General features: G+C 63.2%; 26 protein-coding genes. 16 read left to right on the top strand and 10 right to left on the bottom strand.

The window, feature by feature from the left end; translation table 11 throughout:
- The first annotated feature begins 17 nt into the window (after window positions 1–17).
- The 3 genes from LK540_RS15815 to pepA all read left to right on the top strand — a co-directional run bounded on the left by LK540_RS15815 (window position 18) and on the right by pepA (window position 3,802).
- A complete protein-coding gene (locus LK540_RS15815) occupies window positions 18–1,298 on the top strand; it encodes a mechanosensitive ion channel family protein (RefSeq protein ID WP_229438408.1) in 1,281 nt (426 codons plus the stop codon).
- A gap of 188 nt (window positions 1,299–1,486) precedes the next feature.
- Window positions 1,487–2,695: a fatty acid desaturase gene (locus tag LK540_RS15820; RefSeq protein ID WP_229438266.1), complete on the top strand. Its 1,209-nt coding sequence runs from the start codon at window positions 1,487–1,489 to the stop codon at window positions 2,693–2,695.
- 234 nt (window positions 2,696–2,929) lie between these two features.
- Window positions 2,930–3,802 carry a flocculation-associated PEP-CTERM protein PepA gene (pepA, locus tag LK540_RS15825; protein WP_229438267.1) on the top strand — a complete coding sequence of 291 codons (873 nt, stop codon included), beginning with the start codon at window positions 2,930–2,932 and terminating at the stop codon, window positions 3,800–3,802.
- 142 nt (window positions 3,803–3,944) lie between these two features.
- Here the strand turns inward: pepA and rpmG are convergent, their stop codons facing one another.
- Window positions 3,945–4,115, bottom strand: coding sequence for a 50S ribosomal protein L33 (gene rpmG / locus LK540_RS15830; protein ID WP_182991897.1), 171 nt, complete (start codon window positions 4,113–4,115; stop codon window positions 3,945–3,947).
- A 10-nt stretch (window positions 4,116–4,125) separates the two neighbouring features.
- A complete protein-coding gene (gene rpmB / locus LK540_RS15835; protein WP_005665737.1) occupies window positions 4,126–4,362 on the bottom strand; it encodes a 50S ribosomal protein L28 in 237 nt (78 codons plus the stop codon).
- 348 nt (window positions 4,363–4,710) lie between these two features.
- On the opposite strand from rpmB, the gene LK540_RS15840 reads away from it, so the two are divergent.
- Window positions 4,711–5,097 (top strand): hypothetical protein, encoded by a 387-nt coding sequence (locus LK540_RS15840; protein ID WP_229438268.1) that lies wholly within the window; start codon window positions 4,711–4,713, stop codon window positions 5,095–5,097.
- Between the two features lie 35 nt (window positions 5,098–5,132).
- Here the strand turns inward: LK540_RS15840 and radC are convergent, their stop codons facing one another.
- From radC to LK540_RS15855, 3 genes are all read right to left on the bottom strand, one after another.
- Entirely contained in the window at window positions 5,133–5,804 is a 672-nt protein-coding gene (gene radC, locus LK540_RS15845) for a DNA repair protein RadC (RefSeq protein WP_229438269.1), read from the bottom strand.
- Window positions 5,805–5,951: 147 nt separating this feature from the next.
- Window positions 5,952–6,419, bottom strand: coding sequence for an RDD family protein (locus tag LK540_RS15850; protein ID WP_229438270.1), 468 nt, complete (start codon window positions 6,417–6,419; stop codon window positions 5,952–5,954).
- Between the two features lie 105 nt (window positions 6,420–6,524).
- The gene (locus tag LK540_RS15855; RefSeq protein ID WP_229438271.1) at window positions 6,525–7,013 is read right to left on the bottom strand and encodes an RDD family protein; all 489 of its coding nucleotides are present in this window, start codon (window positions 7,011–7,013) and stop codon (window positions 6,525–6,527) included.
- Between the two features lie 261 nt (window positions 7,014–7,274).
- Between LK540_RS15855 and LK540_RS15860 the strand changes: the two genes are divergently transcribed.
- From LK540_RS15860 to LK540_RS15885, 6 genes are all read left to right on the top strand, one after another.
- Window positions 7,275–7,730: a peptidylprolyl isomerase gene (locus LK540_RS15860; protein ID WP_229438272.1), complete on the top strand. Its 456-nt coding sequence runs from the start codon at window positions 7,275–7,277 to the stop codon at window positions 7,728–7,730.
- Window positions 7,731–7,741: 11 nt separating this feature from the next.
- On the top strand, window positions 7,742–8,689 hold the full coding sequence (gene ispH, locus LK540_RS15865) for a 4-hydroxy-3-methylbut-2-enyl diphosphate reductase (protein ID WP_229438273.1): 948 nt from the start codon (window positions 7,742–7,744) through the stop codon (window positions 8,687–8,689).
- Between the two features lie 223 nt (window positions 8,690–8,912).
- Complete coding sequence (locus LK540_RS15870; RefSeq protein ID WP_229438274.1) at window positions 8,913–9,848, top strand: branched-chain amino acid ABC transporter permease; 936 nt, start codon at window positions 8,913–8,915, stop codon at window positions 9,846–9,848.
- A gap of 9 nt (window positions 9,849–9,857) precedes the next feature.
- Entirely contained in the window at window positions 9,858–11,069 is a 1,212-nt protein-coding gene (locus tag LK540_RS15875; protein ID WP_229438275.1) for an ABC transporter ATP-binding protein, read from the top strand.
- Window positions 11,066–11,833, top strand: coding sequence for an ABC transporter ATP-binding protein (locus LK540_RS15880; protein WP_229438276.1), 768 nt, complete (start codon window positions 11,066–11,068; stop codon window positions 11,831–11,833). Before LK540_RS15875 ends, LK540_RS15880 begins: the two co-directional genes overlap by 4 nt.
- A complete protein-coding gene (locus LK540_RS15885) occupies window positions 11,833–12,555 on the top strand; it encodes an ABC transporter ATP-binding protein (RefSeq protein WP_229438277.1) in 723 nt (240 codons plus the stop codon). Before LK540_RS15880 ends, LK540_RS15885 begins: the two co-directional genes overlap by 1 nt.
- Window positions 12,556–12,891: 336 nt before the next feature.
- Here the strand turns inward: LK540_RS15885 and phaP are convergent, their stop codons facing one another.
- Together phaP and LK540_RS15895 are read right to left on the bottom strand one after the other, a co-directional pair.
- Window positions 12,892–13,476 carry a TIGR01841 family phasin gene (gene phaP / locus LK540_RS15890; protein ID WP_229438278.1) on the bottom strand — a complete coding sequence of 195 codons (585 nt, stop codon included), beginning with the start codon at window positions 13,474–13,476 and terminating at the stop codon, window positions 12,892–12,894.
- 149 nt (window positions 13,477–13,625) lie between these two features.
- A complete protein-coding gene (locus LK540_RS15895) occupies window positions 13,626–13,796 on the bottom strand; it encodes a hypothetical protein (RefSeq protein WP_229438279.1) in 171 nt (56 codons plus the stop codon).
- A gap of 28 nt (window positions 13,797–13,824) precedes the next feature.
- Between LK540_RS15895 and LK540_RS15900 the strand changes: the two genes are divergently transcribed.
- From LK540_RS15900 to LK540_RS15910, 3 genes are all read left to right on the top strand, one after another.
- A complete protein-coding gene (locus tag LK540_RS15900; protein WP_229438280.1) occupies window positions 13,825–14,730 on the top strand; it encodes a DMT family transporter in 906 nt (301 codons plus the stop codon).
- Window positions 14,727–15,422 carry a nitroreductase gene (locus tag LK540_RS15905; RefSeq protein WP_229438281.1) on the top strand — a complete coding sequence of 232 codons (696 nt, stop codon included), beginning with the start codon at window positions 14,727–14,729 and terminating at the stop codon, window positions 15,420–15,422. Before LK540_RS15900 ends, LK540_RS15905 begins: the two co-directional genes overlap by 4 nt.
- Window positions 15,423–15,768: 346 nt before the next feature.
- Complete coding sequence (locus tag LK540_RS15910; RefSeq protein ID WP_229438282.1) at window positions 15,769–16,956, top strand: serine hydrolase; 1,188 nt, start codon at window positions 15,769–15,771, stop codon at window positions 16,954–16,956.
- A gap of 30 nt (window positions 16,957–16,986) precedes the next feature.
- Here LK540_RS15910 and LK540_RS15915 read toward each other — a convergent pair whose 3' ends face one another.
- Window positions 16,987–17,772, bottom strand: coding sequence for an IclR family transcriptional regulator (locus LK540_RS15915; protein WP_229438283.1), 786 nt, complete (start codon window positions 17,770–17,772; stop codon window positions 16,987–16,989).
- A 123-nt stretch (window positions 17,773–17,895) separates the two neighbouring features.
- Between LK540_RS15915 and LK540_RS15920 the strand changes: the two genes are divergently transcribed.
- The 3 genes from LK540_RS15920 to LK540_RS15930 all read left to right on the top strand — a co-directional run bounded on the left by LK540_RS15920 (window position 17,896) and on the right by LK540_RS15930 (window position 20,099).
- Entirely contained in the window at window positions 17,896–18,282 is a 387-nt protein-coding gene (locus LK540_RS15920) for a diacylglycerol kinase (RefSeq protein ID WP_229438284.1), read from the top strand.
- A gap of 101 nt (window positions 18,283–18,383) precedes the next feature.
- Complete coding sequence (locus LK540_RS15925) at window positions 18,384–19,022, top strand: peroxiredoxin (protein WP_229438285.1); 639 nt, start codon at window positions 18,384–18,386, stop codon at window positions 19,020–19,022.
- A gap of 303 nt (window positions 19,023–19,325) precedes the next feature.
- Window positions 19,326–20,099, top strand: coding sequence for a sulfite exporter TauE/SafE family protein (locus tag LK540_RS15930; RefSeq protein WP_229438286.1), 774 nt, complete (start codon window positions 19,326–19,328; stop codon window positions 20,097–20,099).
- Here the strand turns inward: LK540_RS15930 and LK540_RS15935 are convergent, their stop codons facing one another.
- Together LK540_RS15935 and LK540_RS15940 are read right to left on the bottom strand one after the other, a co-directional pair.
- On the bottom strand, window positions 20,100–21,515 hold the full coding sequence (locus LK540_RS15935; RefSeq protein WP_229438287.1) for an MBOAT family protein: 1,416 nt from the start codon (window positions 21,513–21,515) through the stop codon (window positions 20,100–20,102).
- Between the two features lie 20 nt (window positions 21,516–21,535).
- Entirely contained in the window at window positions 21,536–24,283 is a 2,748-nt protein-coding gene (locus LK540_RS15940) for an AMP-binding protein (protein ID WP_229438288.1), read from the bottom strand.
- Between the last annotated feature and the right edge of the window lie 33 nt (window positions 24,284–24,316).

The raw sequence follows: 24,316 nt of genomic DNA on the forward strand, positions 1-24,316 counted from the left end.
ATCACAACGTGCAAACGATGCCGCTGACCGACCTGCTGCAGGACCTGCTCGAGGACATCAGTAACCCGCGCATCCTGTGGCAGGCGCTGGCGATCGTGGCCGCGGTGCTGGTCGGCCTGCTGCTGGCGCGCCTGATCCGGCGCAGCTGGCTGCACGAGGACGACAACGCCGGGGCGATTCGCCGCCTCGGTGTCGAAGGCTTCGGCCGCGTGCTGGCTCCGCTCCTGATCACCGGGGGCGTGTGGCTGGCCAAGGGCATCCTGGCCCAATACCAGAACGTGCACCTGCTGGCGGTGGCCTTGCCGCTGTTCGCGTCGATGGCCCTGATCCGCATCGTGTTCTACCTGTTGCGGCGGGTGTTTGCGCGGCGCGGTCCGCTGGGCACGGCCTTGCAGACTTTCGAGAAGATCCTGGCCCTGCTGGTATGGGTCGGAGTGGCGCTCTATCTCACCGGGCAATGGCCCGATATTCTCCATTTCCTTGAGCATCGCAAGATTCCGCTCGGAAAAAACGAAGCGTCGCTGCTGGCGATTCTGCAGGCGGTCACATCGGTTGTCGTGCTGATGATGCTGGCCCTGTGGGCCGGCGCCGCGCTGGAAGAGCGCCTGATGCGCCTCGAGGGCATGCACACCTCGCTGCGCGTGGTGCTGGCGCGCATGGGGCGGGCAATCTTGATCCTGGTGTCGGTGCTGGTCAGCCTGGGCCTGGTCGGGCTCGACCTGACGGTCTTGTCGGTCTTCGGCGGCGCGCTCGGTGTCGGCCTCGGTCTCGGCATGCAGCGTATTGCCAGTAACTATGTGTCCGGCTTCATCATCCTGTTCGAGCGCAGTTTGTCGATCGGCGATCCGATTGCCGTGGATAAGTATTCCGGCCGCGTGGCGCGCATCAATACCCGCTATACCGTGCTGCAGGCGCTTGACGGTACGCAGACCCTGCTGCCGAACGAAATGCTGATCACCGGTGTCGTAACAAACCAGTCGGGCACGAACCGAGCGGTGCGCCTGAACACGAAGATCACGGTCGCCTACGACAGCGACCTGAACGAGGTGATGGCGCTGCTGGCGCGCCAGGCCGACGAGGTCGAGCGCGTGGTGGCCGAGCCTGCGCCCTCGGTGCAGCTGAACGCTTTCGGGCCGCATGGCTACGAGCTCGAACTCGGCTTCTCGATCGTCGATCCGGAGAAGGGCAGCGGGGGCGTGATCTCGGCCGTGAACCGGAACATCTACGCGCTGGTGCATGCCGGCGCCATCCGTCTCGGCCTGCCACCGCAGAATCCGCCTCCAGCGCAACAGTCCTAATGCATATTCACTAACAGGATGGCGCACGTTAGGTAAAGAAGCGCATTTATATGCGTCGTTCGTGCTGTGCGTCATGAGAAAGTGCGTAGAATGCGGGATTGTTTGGCCGGCGCGTACGCGCTGCCTCGCGCGACTGCCTCACAGAAAGATCGGCGCGCAGTACAGTCTGACCTTAACTTGGAGCAGTAATGACCTTTAGCAATATCCTGCATTCTGTGCTGGAATTCATGACCACCGGCCTCATCGGCCTGAGCCCCTGGGAAGTCGTGATCTACACGCTGGTGGTGACGCACATCACCATTGCCGGCGTCACTATCTACCTGCACCGTCACCAGGCGCACCGCGCCCTGGAATTGCATGCGATCCCGAGCCACTTCTTCCGCTTCTGGCTGTGGATGACCACGGGCCAGGTGACCAAGGAATGGGCCGCCATCCACCGCAAGCACCACGCCAAGTGCGATACCGAGGAAGATCCGCACAGCCCGCAAACCCGCGGCATCAAGAAAGTGCTGCTGGAAGGCGCGGAGCTGTATCGCGTCGAAAGCAAGAACAAGGAAACGCTGGAAAAGTACGGCCACGGCACGCCGGACGACTGGATCGAGCGCAATCTGTACACCCGCTACAGCTGGGCCGGCGTCTCGGCGCTGCTGGTCATTAATTTCGTGCTGTTCGGCGTGATCGGCATCACCATCTGGGCCATCCAGATGCTGTGGATTCCGATTACCGCAGCCGGCATCATCAATGGCCTGGGCCACTGGTGGGGCTACCGCAACTACGATTGCAACGATGCGGCCACCAACATCTTCCCGTGGGGCATCCTGATCGGTGGCGAAGAGCTGCACAACAACCACCATACCTATGCCACCTCGGCCAAGCTGTCGAGCAAGTGGTATGAAATCGACCTCGGCTGGGCGTATATCCGCGCCATGGAAATGGTTGGACTGGCAAAGGTGAAGAAAGTCGCACCGAAGCCGAAGCTGGCCAAGGACAAGGTTGTCGCCGACCTGGAAACCCTGCAGTCGGTGATCACCAATCGCTACGATGTGATGGCTAAATATGCCAAGTCGGTCAAGCACGCCTTCCATGAGGAATTCGAGCACCTGAAGCACAAGGCCGAGCTGGAAGCGCGCTTCCTGAAATCGTCGCGCAAGCTGCTGCAGCGCGAGCCGGGCAAGCTGGAACTGTCGCAAAAGGCCCAGCTGATCGAGCTGTTCAAGCACAGCAAGGCGCTGGAGACCATGCACCAGATGCGTGTGGAACTCGGCGCCATCTGGGAGCGTTCGCATTCGACCCGCGACCAGCTGCTGCAGCAGCTGCAAGACTGGTGCACGCGCGCCGAAGCCTCGGGCATCAAGTCGCTGCAGGAGTTCTCGCTGCGCCTGCGTAGCTACGCATAAACGCCTTCCTGCGTTGATCGACAACGGCTCCTGCGGGAGCCGTTGTTGTTTGTGGCGCAGGCGCGATGGGTATGCAGCCTGCATGCATACTGTCGAGTTTCTTTACAACTGTTGTAATCGGGATAGCCGGGATTCCTACAAGTAATTGATTCCAATCGTAAATATATTTGTGGCACAGGACTTGCTTCTCATTTCGTATTCGCAAAACCGATTTCCACCGATAAAGAGCTGACTATGAAATTTCTGAACAAGCTGGCCTGCGCCGCTGCCCTGGCCCTGTCGTTTGCCAATGCCAATGCTGCCGTCAACAGCGCAGTCATGAACAACTGGGTCTTCAATCCGAACGGCGGCGGTTTTGCCAGTGGCCAGAAGATCAACGAATACCTGGATGTGAACGGCAATGCCTTCATCCAGCTGACCCCGAACGGTGCGGGTTCCTTCACGTTCGTCGAGCACGCCGTTTTCAACATTACGCAAGCCGACAGCAAAGCGGCACTGTTCCCGGTGAAGTATGCAGGCGGCAATATCAGCGCCGTCTTCCAGGCCTCGGGCACTGGCACCTTCAATGGCGCGTTTGAATTCACCGGCGGTACCATCACGATGTACCAGAACCCGGTCGACGGCGAATATGGCTCGGCCGCGGGCGTCTATGGCGCCAACCTGGGCAGCGAGATCGCCAAGTTCAATGTGCTGGCCGGCGGTGGCGGCCTGGTGGATGCAACCGGCAAACCGACCGGGAATGGCCAGGTCAGTGTGATGGCAGCGGCCGACGCCGGTGCCATCAAGGCCGGGTATTTCTTCGACAGCAAAGGCAAAGACCTGTCGACCGAGTCCATCCTGTCGTTCGCTTTCACCAATGCTAACAATGTGGCCAAGCCGGACAAGGTCCTGGTGAGCGAGCTGGTCTGCGAATTCTCCGGCTTCAAGGGCAAGGGCTGCACCAAGGGTACGACCTACGCCAACAAGCCAGGCGAATACTTCCTGTTCTCGAACAATGGCCAGTTCAAGCTGGCGACCGAAGTGCCGGAGCCGGGTTCGCTGGCCCTGTTCGGCATCGCCATGCTGGGCGCCGGCGTCGTGGCACGCAAGCGCGCCAACAAGGCATAAACGCCGCACAGGCGTTCAGGAAGAAGAGCGGGCTTGCCCGCTCTTTTTTTTCGCCCGTAGCGTTACCTGCAGCGGGCGCAACGGGCAACAAAAAAGCCGCACACTTGCGTGGGCGGCTTTTCTTGTACTGAACCAGGATCGATTACTTGATCTTGGTTTCCTTGTACGGAACGTGCTTGCGTGCTTTCGGGTCGAACTTGATGATTTCCATCTTCGCCGGCATCGTGCGCTTGTTCTTGGTGGTGGTGTAGAAGTGACCAGTACCTGCGGTCGATTCCAGCTTGATTTTGTCGCGGCCAGTTTTTGCCATGATAGCTCCCTAATTAGACTTTTTCGCCACGAGCGCGCATGTCGGCCAGAACGGCGTCGATGCCCAGCTTGTCGATAACGCGCAGGCCGGCGTTCGACAAACGCAGCGAGACCCAACGGTTTTCGGATTCGACGTAGATGCGACGGTTCTGCAGGTTAGGCAGGAAACGGCGTTTCGTTTTGTTGTTTGCGTGGGAGACGTTGTTGCCAACCATAACTCCCTTGCCAGTAACTTGGCAGACACGTGCCATAGCGCACTCCTTAAGAATAAACTTCCGAATTCGGAAAAACGAGAGTATAGCGTGAAAACTATCGCGGAATCAATCACTTGCGAAAAACAATGGTGTCTTGATTGGATTCGTTGATTTAACAATTGTAAAAACAGGGCTAGCGCCTTGTTTTCACGCGGTTAACTGAACAGTAAAGCGGCAGCTGCCGACGATGCTCGCTGTCGATTCCCGACAACACGGCTTGTGTTTCCAAAACGCAAGATGCTAAAGTAATGCCACTTTTAAATTCCTTTTTGATAAAGAAAGCGGCATATGCGCATCCTTCCGAGTCTGTTCCTGGGTCTGGCACTTTTCACTTCCCAGACCGCCATGGCCAATCCTGTCCCCAACCAGCTCGGCGAATGCCTGAAGAGTAGTACCAACGGCAAGGATCGTACGGAACTGGCGCGCTGGATCTTTATCTCGATGTCGGCCCACCCGGAAATGAACAAGCTCACCACGATCACCCCGGCCATCCGTAACGATGCCGATAGGGGCATGGCCCAACTGGTGACCCGCCTGCTGACCGAGAATTGCGCCGAACAAACGCGCGCAGTCATGCAGGCCGAAGGCGGCCAGGGCATGCTGTCCGCATTCCGCTCGCTTGGCGAAGTGGCGATGATGGAATTGATGTCGAATGCCGAGGTGTCCGCCACGATCAGCGGCTACACGAAATTCCTCGACCAAAGCAAGTTCGAGGCGCTGCTGCGCAAGTAACGCGGATGTGAAGTGACGGCAGCAGTGCGCAGCCGTCACAGCTGCCCGTGTTCGGCAAACGAATGCACCTGGGTCCCGGCCACCACGAAATGGTCGAGCACACGCACATCGATCAGGGCCAGTGCCTGGACCAGGGCATGGGTCAGGCTGAGGTCGGCCTCGCTGGGCGCGCATTCGCCGGACGGGTGGTTATGCGCCAGCATCACGCTGGCGGCATTCCGGCGCAGCGCCGCCTTGACCACTTCGCGCGGGTAGACGCTGGTATGCGTCAGCGTACCGCGAAACATTTCCTGCGCATCGATGAGGCGGTTCTTGACGTCGACGAACAGCACCACGAAGGATTCGTAGGCCTGCAATCCGAACTTGCCGCGCAGGTAGTTCTTCACTACATCCGGCGAACACAAGGCCTGGCGGAAGAACTGTTCGGCGATCGCCCGGCGCGACAGTTCCATCACTGCCTGCAGCTGGGCATACTTGGCCATGCCCAGGCCATTTACTTCTGAAAACTCCTGCGGCGTGGCATGCAGCAGGCGCTGCAGCGAGCCGAAGTGTTCGAGCATGTGCTGGCCGAGTTCCACGGCATTGCGCCCACGCACGCCCACGCGCAGGAAGATCGCCAGCAGTTCCGCATTCGACAGCGCCACCGCGCCTTCGCGCGCCAGCCGTTCGCGCGGCCGGTCCTGTTCCGGCCAGTCGTTGATACCCATGTTGCTCCTTGTACCGTGAAGGAAGGGGGAGCGGCCGGCGCCCGCCGCGGCAGGGCGCGGGGCGGCACGGCTCGCTGCCACGCATTATGGGCAGCGTGCAAAAGGCGGTGCTGATCTGGCGCTGATGTCGGCGGCGTGCAGCGCGATTCAGGGCTGGCGTGTGAACGACACGGGCTGCGTCGTTTGCTTGCGCCGGATCACGACCGTACCAGCCAGCTTGTCGTGCCATCCCTGTTTTTTCGGGTCGATGGCCACCCACAGCAGGCCCAGGCCAAGCGGGATGGTCGAGACGTAATAGCCGAAATACCGTCCGATCGACTGGCCGGTCGTGGGCTTCGCGCCAGTCCTGGCATCCACCACCTGCGTGGAGAGCAGCATCTTGCCCGGGGTGGCGCCGCGCGCGATCCAGAAGGCGATGACCGCAATCGCAGGCAATACGTAGGAAATGAGGACGTCGGCCGGACCCTGGATAAAGCGTTCGCTCACCCAGTAATCGCGGCCATACACGGCCAGCAACAAGGGGAGGGTGATGAACATGACCAGGATGGAATCGATCACTGCCGCGGCGACGCGAATCCAGAAGCCTGCATATTCATACTGCGTTTCATCGACCATTACCCAGCTCCGGAAAGGCGGCCAGGCGGCCGCGCGGAGCAACGGTAGCATCAGGCATGGCAGGACGCAATATGCGTACTGCGCCCTGCCAATGGAACTATGTCCTCAGCCGGCGGGTTCGTTCAAGGGCTTCTCGAAACGCACCTGCTCCGACATCCCCGCTTTGCGCCGCACGACCACGGTATCGGCAAGCTTGTCGTGCCAGCTCTGCTTGCGGGCATCGAATACGACCCAGAGGTAGCCGAGAAAACAGGGCAAGGTCGATAATCCGTAGCCGAGATAGCGAATCAGGAACTGTTTGGTGGTGGGCTTCCCGCCTGTCCTGGCGTCGACAATGATGGCCGCAATGGCCATTTTTCCGGGCGTTGCCGATTTCTTTATCCAGAACGTCATGATCAGGGCCGGCGGCAAGGCGTACAACACCAGCATGCTGGCGATTCCCGGGTAGGCTTCCGGGTCGCCAATGCCGCCGGTGCCATAGACAACCAGTAAAAATATGATCAGCACCAGGTAGATCAGCACGCCGTCAAGAAACGAAGCGCCGAAGCGCTGCCAAAATCCCGCATACACCAAATCCGAGTCAGCCGGTGTCATGGTTCATCCTCCGAAGTGAGTAAATTGCTTGGTAGAAACGAACTGGACAATAGCAGCTGGTGTACCCGGGCCTCCCTGCTGAAACGCATGGGAAATCAAATGTTTGCTTGTCATCATGCCGATGCATGGGTACGACAAACGGCAGCCGGGGACCTCGCGCGGCGCATTTGCTGCCGAAAAAAGCAGCGCCCGGCGGCGGGAAGGGCGGCAGTGCCTTACAATAGCGCCTTGTCCGTCACCGTGTCCGTCACTTCCAAGAACATGTCCAACGCTTCCCCGGCCGTCGTTACCGAATCGGCTTACCTGACCCTGCATTACCGTCTTTCCAGCGCCGATGGTACCGACATCGTCACCACCTTCGGCACCAACCCCGCGACCCTGATGCTGGGCCAGAACCAGCTGGCGCCTTTCCTCGAAGAACGCCTGCTCGGCATGGCGGAAGGCGAACACAAGACCTTTACCCTGAGCGCCGCAGACGCCTTCGGCGAGCGCAACCCGGAACTGATCCAGTGGGTGTCGAAAGCCACGCTGGACGAAAACTCGGTGCCGGACGCCGACTACAAGGCGGGCGACCTGGTCGACTTCGCCGCGCCCGGCGGCGGCCGCTTTGCCGGCATGCTGCGCGAAATGGGTGAGGATGCCGCGCTGTTCGACTTCAACCATCCGCTGGCTGGCCAGTCCCTGCAATTCGAAGTAAAACTGCTGTCGGTCCTGTAAAAGGAAAAGTTATGGAAAACGAGATTCTGCTTGCCCAGCCGCGCGGCTTTTGCGCCGGCGTCGACCGTGCCATCGAGATCGTCGAACGCGCCCTGGCGCAGTTCGGCGCGCCCATCTACGTGCGCCACGAAATCGTCCACAACGCTTACGTGGTGGCCGATCTGCGCAACAAGGGCGCCATCTTCATCGAGGAGCTCGACGACGTCCCGGCCGGCAACACCCTGGTATTCTCGGCCCACGGCGTGTCGAAAGCGGTGCGTGCCGAAGCCGAGTCGCGCGGCCTGAAGATCTTCGATGCCACCTGTCCGCTGGTGACCAAGGTGCACGTGGAAGTGTCGAAGATGCGCAAGCAGGGCGCCGAGATCATCATGATCGGCCACGACGGCCACCCGGAAGTCGAGGGCACCATGGGCCAGGCCGAAGAGGGCATGCACCTGGTCGAAACCGTCGAGGACGTGGAAACGCTGCAGGTGGCCAATCCGGAAGCACTGGCCTATGTCTCGCAGACCACGCTGTCGGTGGACGACACCCTGGAAATCATCGCCGCCCTGAAGCGCCGCTTCCCGAACATCATCGAGCCGAAGAAGGGCGACATCTGCTACGCCACGACCAACCGCCAGGAAGCCGTGAAGTTCATGGCGCCCCAGGTGGAGGTCGTGGTCGTGGTCGGCAGCCCGAACAGCTCGAACTCGAATCGCCTGCGCGAAGTGGCGGAAAAGATGGGCACGCCGGCCTACATGGTCGACGACGCCACCAAGATCGAGGCATCCTGGATCGAAGGCAAGAAGCGCATCGGCGTCACAGCCGGCGCCTCGGCGCCCGAGGTGCTGGTGCAGGCCGTCATTGACCGCCTGAAGGCGCTCGGTGCGGCCAGCGTACGCGCGCTCGAGGGCGTGGAAGAGAACGTGACCTTCCCGCTGCCGAAGGGCCTGGACGGCGTGCGCGCCGAGGTAGCGTAAATTCTTGCGATAACACCGGTGGCTGAGACGATTTCCGTTGTTCGTTTTTCAAAAAGCTGGCTATGATGACGACGCTCGGAATTTTTGTCGTGGCAACTATTTGACCCTGCTGGCATAAAGATTGCAGTGTCTTTGCCAGGTAAAACGACGTCAAGCCAAAGAGCGGCACTTCGGGATTCCCGACGTGCCGTTTTTGTTATCAAAAGAAAGAGGCAGCGAAACGATGGAGACTTTTGTCCAGCAGATACTCAACGGGCTGGTGCTAGGCAGCATGTATGCACTGGTCGCGCTTGGGTACACGATGGTCTACGGGGTACTGAACCTGATTAACTTCGCCCACGGCGACGTGCTGATGATCGGCGCCATGGTCGGCCTCTCGATCCTGCATGCCCTGGAAAGTCATTTCCCCGGCTTGCCCGGCTACTTGCAGCTGGCCATCGCCATCCTCGGTGCGATTCCGGTGGCGATACTGGTCAACGTGCTGATCGAGCGCGTGGCTTACCGCCGCCTGCGCAATGCGCCGCGCCTGGCGCCCTTGATTACCGCCATCGGCGTCTCGATCCTGCTCCAGACGTTTGTCATGGCCACGCCGTTCTGGGGCCGCAATCCGCTGCCTTTCCCGCAAGTGCTGTCCTCTGACCCGATCATGATCGGCGGCGCCATGATTTCGCAAACCCAGGTGCTGCTGCTGGCCCTGGCGGCCATCTCCATGTTTGCACTCGTGCTGCTGGTCGAACGCACCAAGATGGGGCGTGCGATGCGCGCGGTGGCGGAAAACCCGCGCGTCGCCGGGCTGATGGGCGTGGATTCGAACCGCGTGATCGTCGCCACCTTTGCCATTGGCGCCGCGCTGGCGGCCGTGGCCGGCGTGATGTGGGGCGCGAACTACGCCACGATTTCCTTCACCATGGGCGTGCTGCCGGGCCTGAAGGCCTTCTGCGCCGCCGTGCTGGGCGGGATCGGCAACATCTACGGCGCCATGATCGGCGGCCTGCTGCTGGGCATTATCGAAGCGCTGGGCGCCGGCTACATCGGCGACCTGACCGGCGGCTTCCTCGGCAGCCATTACCAGGACATCTTCGCCTTCGTGGTGCTGATCCTGGTGCTCACCGTGCGTCCGTCCGGGATCATGGGCGAGCGCGTTGCCGACCGCGCATAAGGAGGAACCATGTCCCTGCTGACTTTCGACCTCCAGCACCAGCCGCGCCGGGCGCGCATCAACATGGCCCTGCTGCTGGCCCTGATGATCGCCTTTCCCTTCTTCGCTTCGCAGTACGGCAATTCCTGGGTCCGCATCATCGACCTGGCGCTGCTGTACATCATGCTGGCCCTGGGCCTGAACATCGTAGTCGGCTTTGCCGGCCTGCTCGACCTCGGCTACATCGCCTTCTTTGCCGTTGGCGCCTACCTCACCGGGCTGTTTGCCTCGCCGCAGTTCGCGGCCCTGCTCGAATCGCTGGTCTATAACTACCCGGCGCTGGGCGAATGGCTCACGACCCTGTTCGGCGAAGAGATCCGGCAGAACGGCATCCATCTGTCGGTGTGGGCGATCGTGCCGCTGGCGGCGCTGGTGGCGGCCTTCTTCGGCGCACTGCTCGGCGCGCCGACGCTGAAACTGCGCGGCGACTATCTCGCCATCGTGACGCTCGGCTTCGGCGAGATCATCCGCATTTTCATGAACAACCTGATCGAGCCGATCAACTTCACCAACGGCCCGCAGGGCATCAACATGGTCGACCCGATCCGCATCTTCGGCGTGTCGCTGGCGGGGGAGGCGGGTTCGCAGTCGACGGTCTACATCGGCGGCTACGGCATGCCGTCGGTGAATGCCTACTATTTCCTGTTCTTGGGGCTGTGCATCGCTACCATCTTCATCACCAGCCGCCTCCAGCATTCGCGCCTGGGCCGGGCCTGGGTGGCGATCCGCGAAGACGAGATCGCGGCCAAGGCGATGGGCATCAATACCCGCAACGTGAAACTGCTGGCGTTCTCGATGGGCGCCTCGTTCGGCGGTGTGGCCGGGGCCATGTTCGGCGCCTTCCAGGGTTTCGTTTCTCCGGAATCGTTCTCGCTGACCGAGTCGATCGCCGTGTTGGCGATGGTGGTGCTGGGCGGCATCGGCCACATCCCGGGCGTGGTGCTGGGCGGCGTGCTGCTGGCGGCCTTGCCGGAAATCCTGCGCCACGTGGTCGAGCCGGCGCAGATTGCCCTGTTCGGCGAAAAGCTGGTCGAAGCCGAGGTGCTACGCCAGGCGCTGTACGGCCTGGCCCTGGTGCTGATCATGCTGATCCGTCCGGCCGGCCTGTGGCCCTCGCCGAACAAGGAAGAACGCCCGAACGCGGCCCTGGCGCGCGAAGAAGAAGAGGAGGCGGCGGCATGAGCGAGGTCTTGTTGAACATTAGTGGCGTGAACAAGCGTTTCGGCGGCCTGCAGGCGCTGACCGACGTCGCGATCCGCATCGAGCGCGGCCAGGTCTATGGCCTGATCGGGCCGAACGGCGCCGGCAAGACCACCTTCTTCAACGTCATCACCGGGCTGTACCAGCCGGATAGCGGAACCTTCGAGCTGGCCGGCAAGCCCTATTCGCCGTCGGCGCCGCATGCGGTGGCCAAGGCGGGGATTGCGCGCACCTTCCAGAACATCCGCCTGTTCGGCGAGATGAGCGCGCTGGAAAACGTGATGGTCGGGCGCCACGTGCGTACGAAGCAGGGCGTGTTCGGCGCCATCTTCCGCCACAAGGCCGCGCGCGAGGAAGAAGCGGCGATCCGTGCCCGGGCCCAGGAGCTGCTGGATTTCGTCGGCATCGGGCGCTTTGCGCATCGCACGGCGAAGTTCCTGTCGTATGGCGACCAGCGCCGCCTGGAGATCGCGCGCGCCCTGGCCACCGATCCGCAGCTGCTGGCGCTGGACGAACCGGCGGCCGGCATGAACGCTACCGAGAAGCTGGCCCTGCGCGAGCTGCTGGTGAAGATCAAGAACGAAGGCAAGACCGTGCTCCTGATCGAGCACGACGTGAAACTGATGATGGGCCTGTGCGACCGCATTACCGTGCTCGAGTACGGCAAGCGCATCGCCGAGGGCCTGCCGTCCGAGATCCAAAAAAATCCGGCGGTGATCGCGGCCTACCTGGGAGGGGCGCACTGATGAGCGGCAGCATCCTGAAAATCGAGGGCCTGCAGGTGGCCTATGGCGGCATCAAGGCGGTCAAGGGCGTCGATCTGGAAGTGGGTAAAGGCGAGCTGGTGACCCTGATCGGCGCGAACGGCGCCGGCAAGACCACGACCCTGAAGGCCATCACCGGCACGCTGCCGACGGCCAGGGTCGAAGGGCGGATTTCCTATCTCGGCGAGCCGCTGACGGGCAGCCAGTCGTTCCGCCTGGTGCAACGTAAACTCGCCATGGTGCCGGAAGGGCGGGGCGTGTTCACGCGCATGACGATCCATGAGAATTTGTTGATGGGCGCTTATACGCGCGACGACAAGGCGGGGATCGAGGCGGATATCGAGAAGTGGTATGGGGTGTTTCCGCGCCTGAAGGAACGCTCGGCGCAATTGGCCGGGACCTTGTCGGGCGGCGAGCAGCAGATGCTGGCGATGGCGCGCGCGCTGATGTGCCATCCGACCTTGTTGCTGCTGGACGAGCCGTCGATGGGGCTGGCGCCGATCATGGTCGAGAAGATCTTCGAGGTGATCCGCGACGTGTCTGCGCAGGGGATCACGATCTTGCTGGTCGAGCAGAATGCCAAGCTGGCGCTGCAGGCGGCGCACCGGGGGTATGTGATGGAATCGGGCATGATTACCATGACGGGGAATGCGCAGGACATGCTGCACGATCCGCGGGTGCAGGCGGCGTACCTTGGGGAATAATAAAAGTCAGGCGTAGTTCCTGTAGCCACAGGTAGCGACCGTAAGGTGGGCACCCCGTGCCCACGCGGAACGTCGCGTTGTGTTATCAACGTTAAAACCCGTCAGGCCGCGTGCCGCAAACGTTTCCCGGGGCATACCGCGAACCTTGCTCCAGGCCGCAAACGCTAACGCCGCGCTCTGGCGCCAACGCGGAGCAAACATCCGCGTGGGCACGGAGTGCCCACCGTACGATTTCGGCAAACAACGCCGGTCGCGATCCGACTAATCAGGCTGTAAACGACAACGGGGCCGGCTGACATCGTCAACCGGCCCCGTTCTGTTACTACTGCTGAATGCTTACGCTGCGGCAGCCGCTGCGGTGTTGGCAGCAGCAGCCGGTGCCTTGGCAGCCACGTTCGAGTACTGCGAAATGGCGGCGTTCATGTTGCTTTCGATCGCTTCGACAGCCTGCTTGGTGGTCTTGCTGAACTGCTCGTAGCCGGCGTTGGCGTTGCTGATCGCGGTCTTGACGGCGGCAACGAAGGTTTCCGAACCGGCCGGGGCGTTCTTGCTCACTTCGTCGACCAGGGCGATGACCTTGCGGTTGGCTTCGACGATCTGGCCTTCGGCGGCTTTCGAGAACTCGGCGCCGGTGCCGCTGGCGATCGAGGCCAGCTGGCGGCTGTAGGTGAGGGCTTTTTCGGCGTTCGGCTGGGCCTGGGCGGCGGACAGCTGGAAGAATTCCTGCGGGTCCTTGGCGGCCAGCAGCTGGCGAGCGGCGCTCGAGCTGTCCGACAGGGTGGCGCGCGCCGTGTTGATGTTCAGTTCAACCAGCTTCTCCATGCTTTCGAAGGTCTTCGAAGTCAGCGACGACATCAGGGCGAATTGCGATTCGAGGTTTGCTTTGGTGGCATTCGAGAACTGCTCTGGGATTGCAAACATGGGGTTCTCCAAACAAGACGTTATAGGGTGAATGCTACTTGGAATGCTGCTTAGGAATACAAGGAACCGGTGAAGCGGGAAGCTGGCCGGTGCATCGGAAGGATTGTGCACCGCAACAGAGCGGATTTTTCCTCACTTTGGCGAGCAGGTCAAGCGTTTTTGGTGCGACGCACCATCCCGGCCGGCTTTGTTGTGTTCTTGCATCGGATGAAATACTTCTCAACAATAAAAATGATGCCTCTGCCATCGTTCCAATCGTGCGTGAGGATTTTTCTGCTACGCAAATTTAGATGGGCAGGCATGCTAGACTTGTCTTTCATGCCATCTCGTCCACCACCTTCCGCCGCCATGTCCCAGACGACCACACCTTCGCGCCAGGCCCAGCGCTGGCTGGCGCCGCTGCCGCTGTTCTTCGTGGTCCTGTGGAGTACCGGTTTCATCGCCGCCAAGTACGGCCTGCCGTATGCGCCGCCGCTCACCTTCCTGATCCTGCGCTGCCTGGGCGTGCTGCTGGTGCTGGTTCCCATCGTGCTGATCTGGCGCGCGCCCTGGCCGAGCGGACGCATCCTGCACGTCGCCGTGGCCGGCCTCTTGCTGCAGGCGGGTTACCTGGGCGGCGTCTGGAGCGCGATCAAGATCGGCATGCCGGCCGGCCTGTCGGCCCTGATCGTCGGCATGCAGCCGATCCTGACCGCCGTGGCCGCGCCCCTGATCGGCGAGCAGGTGCGTCCGCGCCAGTGGCTCGGGCTGGCGCTGGGCCTGGCCGGCGTGGCGCTGGTCGTGTACGCCAAACTCGATCTGGCGCACCTGTCGGCCTTGCCGATCGTGTATTGCGTGCTGGCGCTGCTGTCGATTACCGCCGGCACCATGTATCAGAAGCGCTATTGCCCGCAGTTCGATTTGCGTACCGGCACCGTGATCCAGTTCGGCGCGACCGTGGCGGCCCTGTTGCCGCTGGCGCTGCTGTTCGAGGAATTCGACGTGGCGCTGTCGACGGTGGAGTGGAATGTCCACTTCGTCGGCGCCTTGTTGTGGTCGGTGTTCGCGCTGTCGATCGGCGCCATCTTCCTGCTGTTCCGCCTGATCAGCCGCAGCGCCGCCACCGAAGTCACGAGCCTGCTCTACCTGACCCCGCCCACCACCGCCATCATGGCCTGGCTGCTGTTCGGCGAGGCCCTCGGCCCGCTCGGACTGGCCGGCATGGCGGTGGCCGTCGCGGGCGTCGCATTCGTCGTCAACAAGGAGAAACGATGATTTCCAACCCACAGCAAGAAGCGGTCGACGCCGCCATCACCTCGCGCCGTTCGATCCGCGCCTTCCTCGACAAGCCGGTGGCGCGCGAAGACCTGGAACGGATCCTGGAAGTGGCGGCACGCGCGCCTTCCGGCACGAATACCCAGCCCTGGAAGGTGTACGTGCTGACCGGCCAGGCGCGCCAGGACTTGTCCGATGCCATCCTGGCCGTGCACACCGACCCCGAACAATCGCGCCAGCACACCGAGGAATATGCCTACTACCCGCGCGAGTGGGTCTCGCCCTTCATCGACCGCCGGCGCAAGGTGGGCTGGGACCTGTACAGCCTGCTGGGACTGACGCGCGACAACAAGGCCGGCATGGCGGCCCAGCATGCGCGCAACTTCGCCTTCTTCGACGCGCCAGTCGGCCTGATCTTTACCATCGACCGCATCATGGAGCAGGGCTCCTGGCTCGACTACGGCATGTTCCTGCAAAACATCATGGTGGCGGCGCGCGGGCGCGGGCTCGATACCTGCCCGCAGGCCGCGTTTACCCAGTACCACCGCATCATTGCCGGGCAACTGCAATTGCCGGCGAACGAGACCGTGGTCTGCGGCATGGCGCTGGGCTGGGCCGACCCGGGCAAGATTGAAAATTCGCTCATCACTGAGCGAGAACCGCTGGCCGGCTTCGTTCGTTTCGTCGAATAAACTACAACCCCTGTAAATACTTGAATTAAAAGGCAGTTTTGTTCACTGTGCGTGCGCCATTTAGCATTGAAGTGCGGCAAAATGGTGACGAAATCGTGAATTCTGCTTGTGCCTGCGGCTGAGCGGACTACACTTAGCTCATGACTCATCAGTTCGGCACGCGGTTCGGTAAGTACTCGACCGGAAATAAATGTGAATTTTGGCAAACAGAACCGGAGGCGGTGCAAGGCGGCGAGTGCGCCGCAGTGCGAGCACTGCAAGCGCGAGCCAACGCAGCAACGCGCCGGTTATGGCAGCCAAAAACACATTTATTTCTGGGTGAGTACTTTAGGTTAAAGGGGTAGAAATGATCAAGCTTGCATTGGCGATGCTCGTGTCGCTGTTCCTGGTGGTGGAGCCGGTCTCCGCAGCAGGAGCGGGTGCGGGAGCGCAAGCCCAAAAGCAGGCCAGTTCGGCCAAGCAGAAGCGCCAGGCCGCCAAGAAACCGGTCAAGAAAAAAGCCGCCGCCAAGCCCAAGCGCGCCCGCAAGGAAGCGGTGGTGGCCGACAACAAGCGCGGGCGCCTGGTGCGCCGCGTCGAGGTAGTGAACGGCAAGCGCCGCGTGACCTACCAGGGCGTACGCAAGGCGACCCCGGCCGTGGCTGCGATGCGCACCGCTGGCGACATTGCCGGCTTGCACAAGACCGACGACCCGCTGTCGCTGCGCTCGAACGTGGCCTTCGTGCTCGACCAGAACAGTTCCGAGGTGCTGTTCGAAAAGAACGCGAACGTGGCGCTGCCGATCGCCTCGATCACCAAGCTGATGACCGGCCTGGTCGTGGTCGAAGCCGGCCAGGACCTGAACGAAACCCTGACCGTCACCAACGCCGACGTCGACCGCCTGAAGTACAGCAGCTCGCGCCTGCCCGTCGGCGCGCGCATGACCCGCAACAACCTGCTGCACATTGCCCTGATGAGTTCCGAGAACCGCGCCGCGTCTGCGCTGGGGCGTAACTATCCGGGCGGCATCGAGGCCTTTGTCGCGGCGATGAATGCCAAGGCAAAAGAGCTGGGCATGAACGACACGCGCTACGTCGATTCCAGCGGCCTGTCGAGCCAGAACGTATCGAGCGCGCGCGACCTGGCCAAGCTGGTGGCCTTTGCCCACCAGAAGCCGCTGCTGCGCCAGTATTCGACCGACCCGAACTGGGTGGTGGAGGCGAGCGGCCGGCCGATGCGCTACTCGAACACGAATTACCTGGTGGCGCTGCCGGACTGGAACATCGGCCTGCAAAAGACCGGCTTCATCAACGAAGCGGGGCGCTGCCTGGTGATGCAGGCCATGATCCAGGGCCGCAACGTGATCATGGTGTTCCTGGATTCGAAGGGCAAGATGTCGCGTACCGCCGACGCCGGCCGTATGCGCCGCTGGCTGGAAGCGCTGACGCCGGACAGCATCGTGCCGGCCGTGCATGCCGCTGCGCCAGCGGCGAACAGCGCAGTGAATACCTCGTTTTCGACGGTGACTGCAGCGACCGTGCTGCAAAAGCGCTGATTCAGAAAGCAGCGCTTCCTTGTTTGACGCTCAGGCTGCCGAAGCCGGACGGAATCCCAAAGTAGCGGAAATCTGCCCGGCAGTCTGCACCAGGTCGTCGAGCCAGTCTTCCTGCAAGCGGTCGGCCGGCGCCGAGATCGACAAGCCGGCCACCAGCTTGCCGCCATCGTCGTAGATGCCGGCGGCCATGCAGCGCACGCCCAGTTCCAGCTCCTCGTTGTCGCGCGCATAGCCGCGTGCGCGCACCAGGCCCAGCTCGCGCTCGAGCTTGGAGAGATCGGTGATCGAATTCTTGTTGTGCCCGGCCAGCCCGGTGCGGGTGGCATAGGCGCGGATGGCTTTCGCTTCGTCCACCGACAGGAAGAGCTTGCCGGTGGAGGTCAGGTGCAGCGGGCCGCGTCCGCCGATCGCGCGCACTACCTGCATGCCCGAGCGCTCGGAAAACGCGCGGTCGATGTAGACGATCTCGTCGCCCTGGCGCACCGACAAATTCACGGTCTGCTGGGTCTTCTTGTGCAGGGCGCGCATGAAGTCGAGCGCCGCTTCGCGTACCGAGAGCCGGCTTTTCACCACATTGCCCAGTTCCAGCAGGCGCATGCCGAGGCGGTAGGTGCCCGGCTCGACGCGGTCGACGAAACGCGTGACCACCATGTCGTTCAGGATGCGGTGCGCGGTCGACGGATGCAGGCCCGAGACCTTCGAGAGTTCCTTCAGGCTGACAGGGTCCGGATAGGTGGCCAGGGCGTCGAGCAGCGCGACCATGCGTTCAATCACCTGGATCGAGGTCTTGGCTGGTTCAAGGGTGTCGATTTTCATGATGTGGTTGGTGCAGTGCAGTATCGTTCCACTTTATACCATAATGCGAAAAACAGCGATGGATTCGCTAGTGTCCAGCGTCTAATGCATAATGACAGTTCTGCATGTTTAGCCGGAAATAAAATGGAAGAGCCAGTCAGCGAATTCAAGAGCAAGAGCGGCTTCAGGCGCATCGTCAACGCCTCCAACTATTCGATCCAGGGCTTGATGACGGCCTGGCGCATCGAGCACGCCTTCCGCCAGGAAGTGCTGGTGTTCGTACTCGGCGTGATCTTCGCCTTCGTGCTGCCGGTGTCGGGCTTCCAGAAGCTGGTGCTGATCGGCGTGCTGCTGCTGGTGCTGATAGTCGAACTCATCAACTCAGCCTTCGAAGCCGTGGTCGACCGCATCTCCCTCGAGCGCCATCCCTTGTCGAAGAACGCCAAGGACTTCGGCAGCGCAGCCGTCGGCCTGACGGTGGTCCTGGCGGCGATCACCTGGGCGACGATTCTTTATAACCGGTTTGGGTGATAACTCGACAAGCTTATATAAAATGCTCCACAATAGGCACGATGTCTTTCGGCGGCGTCATGGTGGCGCCGTCTCAACACTGTCCTGACACGGAGATGAACATGAGCTTACGCCTCGGCGACACCGCACCTGACTTTGAACAAGATTCCAGCATCGGCCGCATCCGCTTCCACGAGTGGGCAGGCGACTCCTGGGTGGTGCTGTTCTCGCACCCTGCCGACTTCACCCCGGTCTGCACCACCGAATTGGGCCTGACCGCCAAGCTGAAGCCGGAGTTCGACAAGCGCAACGTGAAGGCCATCGCGCTGTCGGTTGACGCTGCTGAACAGCACAAGAGCTGGATCAAGGACATCGAGGAAACCCAGCAGACCGTGGTCGGTTTCCCGATCATCGCCGATGCCGACAAATCGGTCTCCGCGCTGTATGACATGATCCACCCAGAACAATCGGCCACTGCCACCGTGCGCTCGCTGTTCGTCATCGACCCGAACAAGAAAGTGCGCCTGACCATCACCTACCCGATGAGCACCGGCCGCAACTTCGACGAAGTCCTGCGTGTGATCGACGCCCTGCAGCTGACCGACGGCTACACCGTGGCCACGCCGGGCAACTGGAAGGACGGCGACGACGTAATCATTCCGCTGACGGTGCAAGATCCGGCTGTGCTGGCGGAAAAATATCCGAAGGGCTTTACGTCGCCGAAGCCGTACCTGCGGTTGACGCCGCAGCCGAACAAGTAATTTCGTCAGCGTCCGCGCCCTCCGATTAACCCAAACACTGGTCGGAGGGAGTAGGGTGGACTCCCGAGTCCACGCGGTGCTCCAGTAATGTGTCGATATGCATCCCGGTAGGGGAACGTACACGGCGTCCCGGTTGGGCCGCATGGAATAATTCGATGAGACAGCGTGGGCACAGGTGCCCACCCTACAAATTCAACGTCCTGCCTTGCCCCTAAACTCAGCCTCCGCATAAGCAAATAAGGAAGCTGTCGTTTGTCCCACGGCTGACCCGGCTTACTCTTGGATTCACCTGAGGGACCATGCATGTTAATCACCTATATCACCGCCGGCTTCGCGGTCGGCCTGCTGGTGGGCATGACGGGCGTCGGCGGCGGTTCGCTGATGACGCCGCTGCTCACGCTGCTGTTCGGCGTCTCGCCCACCGTTGCCGTGGGCACCGACCTGGCCTTTGCCTCGATCACGAAGGGCGCCGGCACCATCACCCACCGCTTCAACAACACTGTCGACTGGACCATCGTGCGCCGCCTGTGCCTGGGTGCGCTGCCGGCGGCGCTGGTGTCGACGCTGGCGCTGCGCCACTTCGGCGCGCTCGACGCCCACATCGGCCAGGTGATCCGCTACTCGATCGCCGGCTCGGTGATGCTGACGGTGGTGGCGCTGCTGCTGCGCCGGCGCATGATCGCCTGGATGACGGCCCACCCCGAACGCCAGCTGCAAGGCAGGAGCCTGACCGTCGCCACCGTCGTCTCCGGCGCCATCCTCGGCGTGCTGGTCACGGTGTCCTCGATCGGCGCCGGCGCCATCGGCGCGACGCTGCTGGTGCTGCTGTATCCGAAGCTGACGCCGGCCGAGGTGGCCGGCACCGACATCGCCTACGCCGTGCCGCTGACGGCGATTGCCGCGGCCGGCCACTGGTGGCTGGGCTCGATCGACTGGATGCTGCTGCTGACCCTGCTGGTCGGCTCGCTGCCCGGCATCACCCTTGGTTCCATGCTGGCGCGCAAGGTGTCGGAACGTTTCCTGCGCGCGCTGCTGGCGGTCACGCTGACCGGCGTCGCGGCCAAGCTGGTCTACTGATCAGAACTGGAAATAAATGAAGCCGCCCTGGCCGCGCGTCATGGCGGCCACCATGTACAGGGTGGCGACCAGGCCCACGCCGAACAGCCAGGCCGGCTGCGCCGTCACATAGGCCATGAAGCGGTCGCGCCAGTGCACCGGCGTGAAGTGCAGGCCGGCGGCGGCGGCCAGGGCCAGGAAACCGGCCACCGACAGCGGGAACTGGCCCGCGGCCGGCTGCACCAGGCGCAGCATGTAGTCGCCGGCCGCGTCCAGGTCGGTGCTGCGGAACAGCAGGCGCGTCAGCACCACCACCACGAAGATGAAGGCGACCTGCAGCGCCAGGCGCCGGCCGCGGTAGACCAGCGGGGCGCCGCGCCGGGCGCGCGCCATGTCGCGGTGGTGGCCGATCGCCACCATCGAGCCGTGCAGCAGGCCGTACACCACGAACTTCCAGCCGGCGCCATGCCACAGCCCGATGGCCACGAACACGATCAGCAGGTTGACGTAGGTGGGCACCACGTGCCACTTCGAGAGCGGCTCGTACAGGTAGTTGCGGAAGAACGAAGACATGGTGATGTGCCAGCGCTGCCAGAAATTCGCGATGCTGGTGGCCAGGTAGGGCCGGTTGAAGTTCACCGGCAGGCGGTAGCCGAACAGGGCCGCGGCGCCGCGCGCCATGTCGGTGTAGCCGCTCAGGTCGAGGTAGACCTGGAAGCTGTAGCCGAACAGGGCCAGCCACAGGAAGCCCGTGGAAAAGTCGCCCGGCCGCGCAAAGGCGGGGTCGACCAGGCAGGCGCCCAGGGTATCGGCGATCAGCACCTTCTTGACGATGCCGCGCATGATCAGCGCCAGCCCTTCGAATTGCTGGGCCTGGGTCGCCACGCGCGGCGTCGCCAGTTGCGGCAGGAAGTATTCGGCGGTGACGATGGGGCCCGACAGCAGGCGCGGGAAGAAGGCCATGAACAGCGAAAAATCGAGCAGGCTGCTCGGGCGCGCGATGCGGCCCGCGTACAGCGCCACCGGGTAGGTGAGCGCCTGGAAGGTCAGGAAGGAGATGCCGACCGGCAGCAGGATCTGCACGAAGGGCACCAGGCTGCCCATGCCGAGCCAGTCGGACAGGGAGTTGACCATGGTCCCGAAGAAGTTCAGGTACTTGAAATAGCCCAGCAGGCTGAGGCTGAGCACGACGGCGCCGGTGATCGCGCGCTTCTGGGCGCCGCGGTCGGTGTTGTGGGCCACGGCGTTGCCGGCCACGTAGTTGATGGCGGTCAGGGCCAGCAGCAGGCCGCAGAAGCGCCAGTCGATGGTGGCATAAAAATAATAGCTGGCCGCCGTCAGCAGCAGCTTTTGCGCGCCGTGCCGCCCCTGCAGCAGGCGGTGTACGGCGAGCACCGCCGTGAGAAAGACCAGGTAGCCGAAGCCGGTAATGTCCATCGTGAAGTTCGTTTCCGGGTTCAGTGTGATGCAGCGGAGTTGTGGGCAACGACGCCGGCGGGGCGGACCAGTTGCGTGTCGTTCACCAGGGCCTGGTAGATCAGCTGCGAGGCCGCTTCTTCGCCGGCGGCGGTGAAGTGGGCGGCGTCGACGAAATACTTCGGCCCGCCCGGCATGGCCTGGCCCAGGTCGACCAGCGGCACCTTGCGGCTGCGGGCAACCTCGGCGATCACGCCGTTGAACAGGTTGCCCGCCTTGTTCAGCCCCTCGTAGTCGAGGCAATGGTTGTAGTACAGGGCGCTGGTGGCCAGCTTGCGGCCGGCCGCGCCGTCCTCAGGCCGGAAGCCACGCGCCACGGTCAGCAGGACCGGCGCGATGCCGGCGCCTTCGAGCTTGGTGACGATGCTGTCCAGCCCCTGGCGGTAGGAGTCGGGGATGCGGTCGGTCGGGTCGACGATGCCAGCGCGCGCCGGCGAATCGCGCAGCGCCACGGTATTCTTGGCAATGATGGTGCCGCTCAGGGACCAGCCCGGCAGCGAGGGCGCCGGCAGCGGCTGCAGCGGCGACGAGACCCCGGCGCTGTCGCGGCAGATATAGGCCATGTCGTTGAAGCCCGCATACACCAGCACCGCGGTCGGGCGCAGCGGCAGGATGCCGCGTTCGACCAGGATCTCGATTTCGCGCAGGGTATAGCCCTCGACGCCGGCATTGATGACGTTCACCGTGCGGCCCGGCATGGCCTGGCGCAGCTGGCGTTCGAGCAGGGCCGGGAAGGTGGCGCTGTTGGTCTTGGCATACGCGCCGGCGACGGTCGAGGCGCCGACGACGACCAGCCGGAATTCGCCGGGGGCCGGTTCCGGCGTGATCTCGGCGCTGCGAAAGCCCAGCGAGTTGGTGCTGAATTCGCGGCCCTCTTTTTGCGACACGTCGCGCAGATTGGGGCGGTAGGTCTTGACGCCGTAGTGCTCGTTCATCGCCACCCGGCTCTGGCCGGTGGCCAGGTCGAGCGCGCTGCGCCCGGTTTTCAGGTAGGCGCGCGCCTGCAGCAGGGCTTCGCCGCCCGCCAGCAGGGCCAGCGCCACCAGGCCGGCGCGCAGCAGGCCGCTCGAACGCCAGCTGGCATCGTTGGCCGCGCCGCCCGGGGCCGCCGCAGGCTGGTCCTTCAAGGCTTCGAGCGAGGCAATCGACTGCGCCTCCCAGTTGTCCGGCACCGTGCCCAGGTACTGTTCCAGCGCCAGCGACAGCTCGACCAGGTTGATCGAGTCGCCGCCCAGGTCGAGGAAACTGTCCTGCGGGCGTACGTCGGGGTTGCCGAGGATGTCGCGGTAGGCATCGATCAGGCGCTGCTGTCCTGGCTGGGCCTGCGCCTGGGCCACGGCGTCATGGCCCAGGCGCAGCACGGCGCGGTAGTCGAATTTGTTGGAGGGCAGGACCGGCAGCGCGTCCAGGTGCAGCACGGCCAGCGCCGACAGCGGCAGGCCGAAGCGTTGCGCCAGCGCCTGCCTGAGCTCCTGCTTCACCCCGGCCGGATCAGCGGCGCCGGTCAGCGCCACCACCACCAGGGTGTCGTCGCCGCTGACGATGCCTTGCAGGCCGCGCGCATGGACCCAGCGTTCGATCTCGTCGAGGCTGATGCGCAGGCCGACGATCTTCGAGAAGCGGCTCTTGCGGCCGACGATGGCATAGCAGCCGTTTTCCTTGCGGCAGGCCAGGTCGCCGGTGCGCAGGACGTCCGGGCCGCAGCCCAGCGCCAGGTCCGCGGCCGATTCGGCATAGCCCATCATCACGTTCGGACCGCGGTAGACCAGTTCGCCCGGGGTGTCGGCGGCCAGCACCGGTTCGCCGTCTTCGCCGATCAGTTCGAAACTGCCGCCGGGAATCGCGACGCCGATGGCATCGATGTTCTCCAGCAGCTGTTCCGGCGGCACGTAGGCCATGCGCGGGCTGGCCTCGGTCTGGCCGTACATGACGAAGACCTGCTTGCGCGCGGCCGCCGCCCATTGCGCGTACAGGCGCACGCGCTCGGCCGGCAGGCGTCCGCCGGCCTGGGCCAGGTAGCGCAGGGAGGGATAGTGGCGTCCGCGAAAGCCCATGCGTTCCAGCAGGTCGAAGGTAAACGGCACGCCCGACAGGCTGGTGGCCGCTTCTTCCTCGAAAAAGGTCCAGAACTGCGGGTCGGCGACCGAGCGCGCGGTGAGCAGGATGGCGGCGCCGGCGTGCAGGTGCGAATTCAGGACCGACATGCCGTACGAGTAGTACAGCGGCAGGCTGGTGATGGCGCGGTCGCCGGCGCCGATGCCGAGGTAGTCGGCGATCGCGGCGGCGTTCGACTGGATATTCGCACGCGACAGGCGCACCAGCTTCGGGCTGCCGGTCGTGCCCGAGGTCGACAGCAGGATGCACAGGTCAGGGTGCAACGCGGGCGCATGCGCCGCCGGCAAGGCTTCGAAGCCCCAGCCATGTTCTCCTTCGCGGTAGACCAGCGCCGCGCCATAGGTGAGGCTGGTGCGCGGGTCGGCTGCGGTCGAGCCCGGTTCGGCCAGCACCACCGGATAGCCCGCATGCAGGCAGGCGAGGTAGGCGACCACGCAGTCGACGGTGTTGGCGATTTCAAGGATGACCAGGCGGCCCGGGGCCGGCAGGCGTGCGGCCTGGGCCTCGACGGCCTCGGCCAGTTGCGCGTAGCTCAGGCGCACTCCGGTATCGGTGACGATGGCAGGCGCGGCGCCGCGTTCGCGCAGGCGCCTTGCAAACAACAGTTCCGACATGGATGCGTCTCTCCCGAATGGCGCGTAAGCCGG

Origin of the sequence: Massilia sp. IC2-278 (assembly GCF_020708045.1) — a bacterium.
Classification (GTDB): domain Bacteria; phylum Pseudomonadota; class Gammaproteobacteria; order Burkholderiales; family Burkholderiaceae_D; genus Telluria.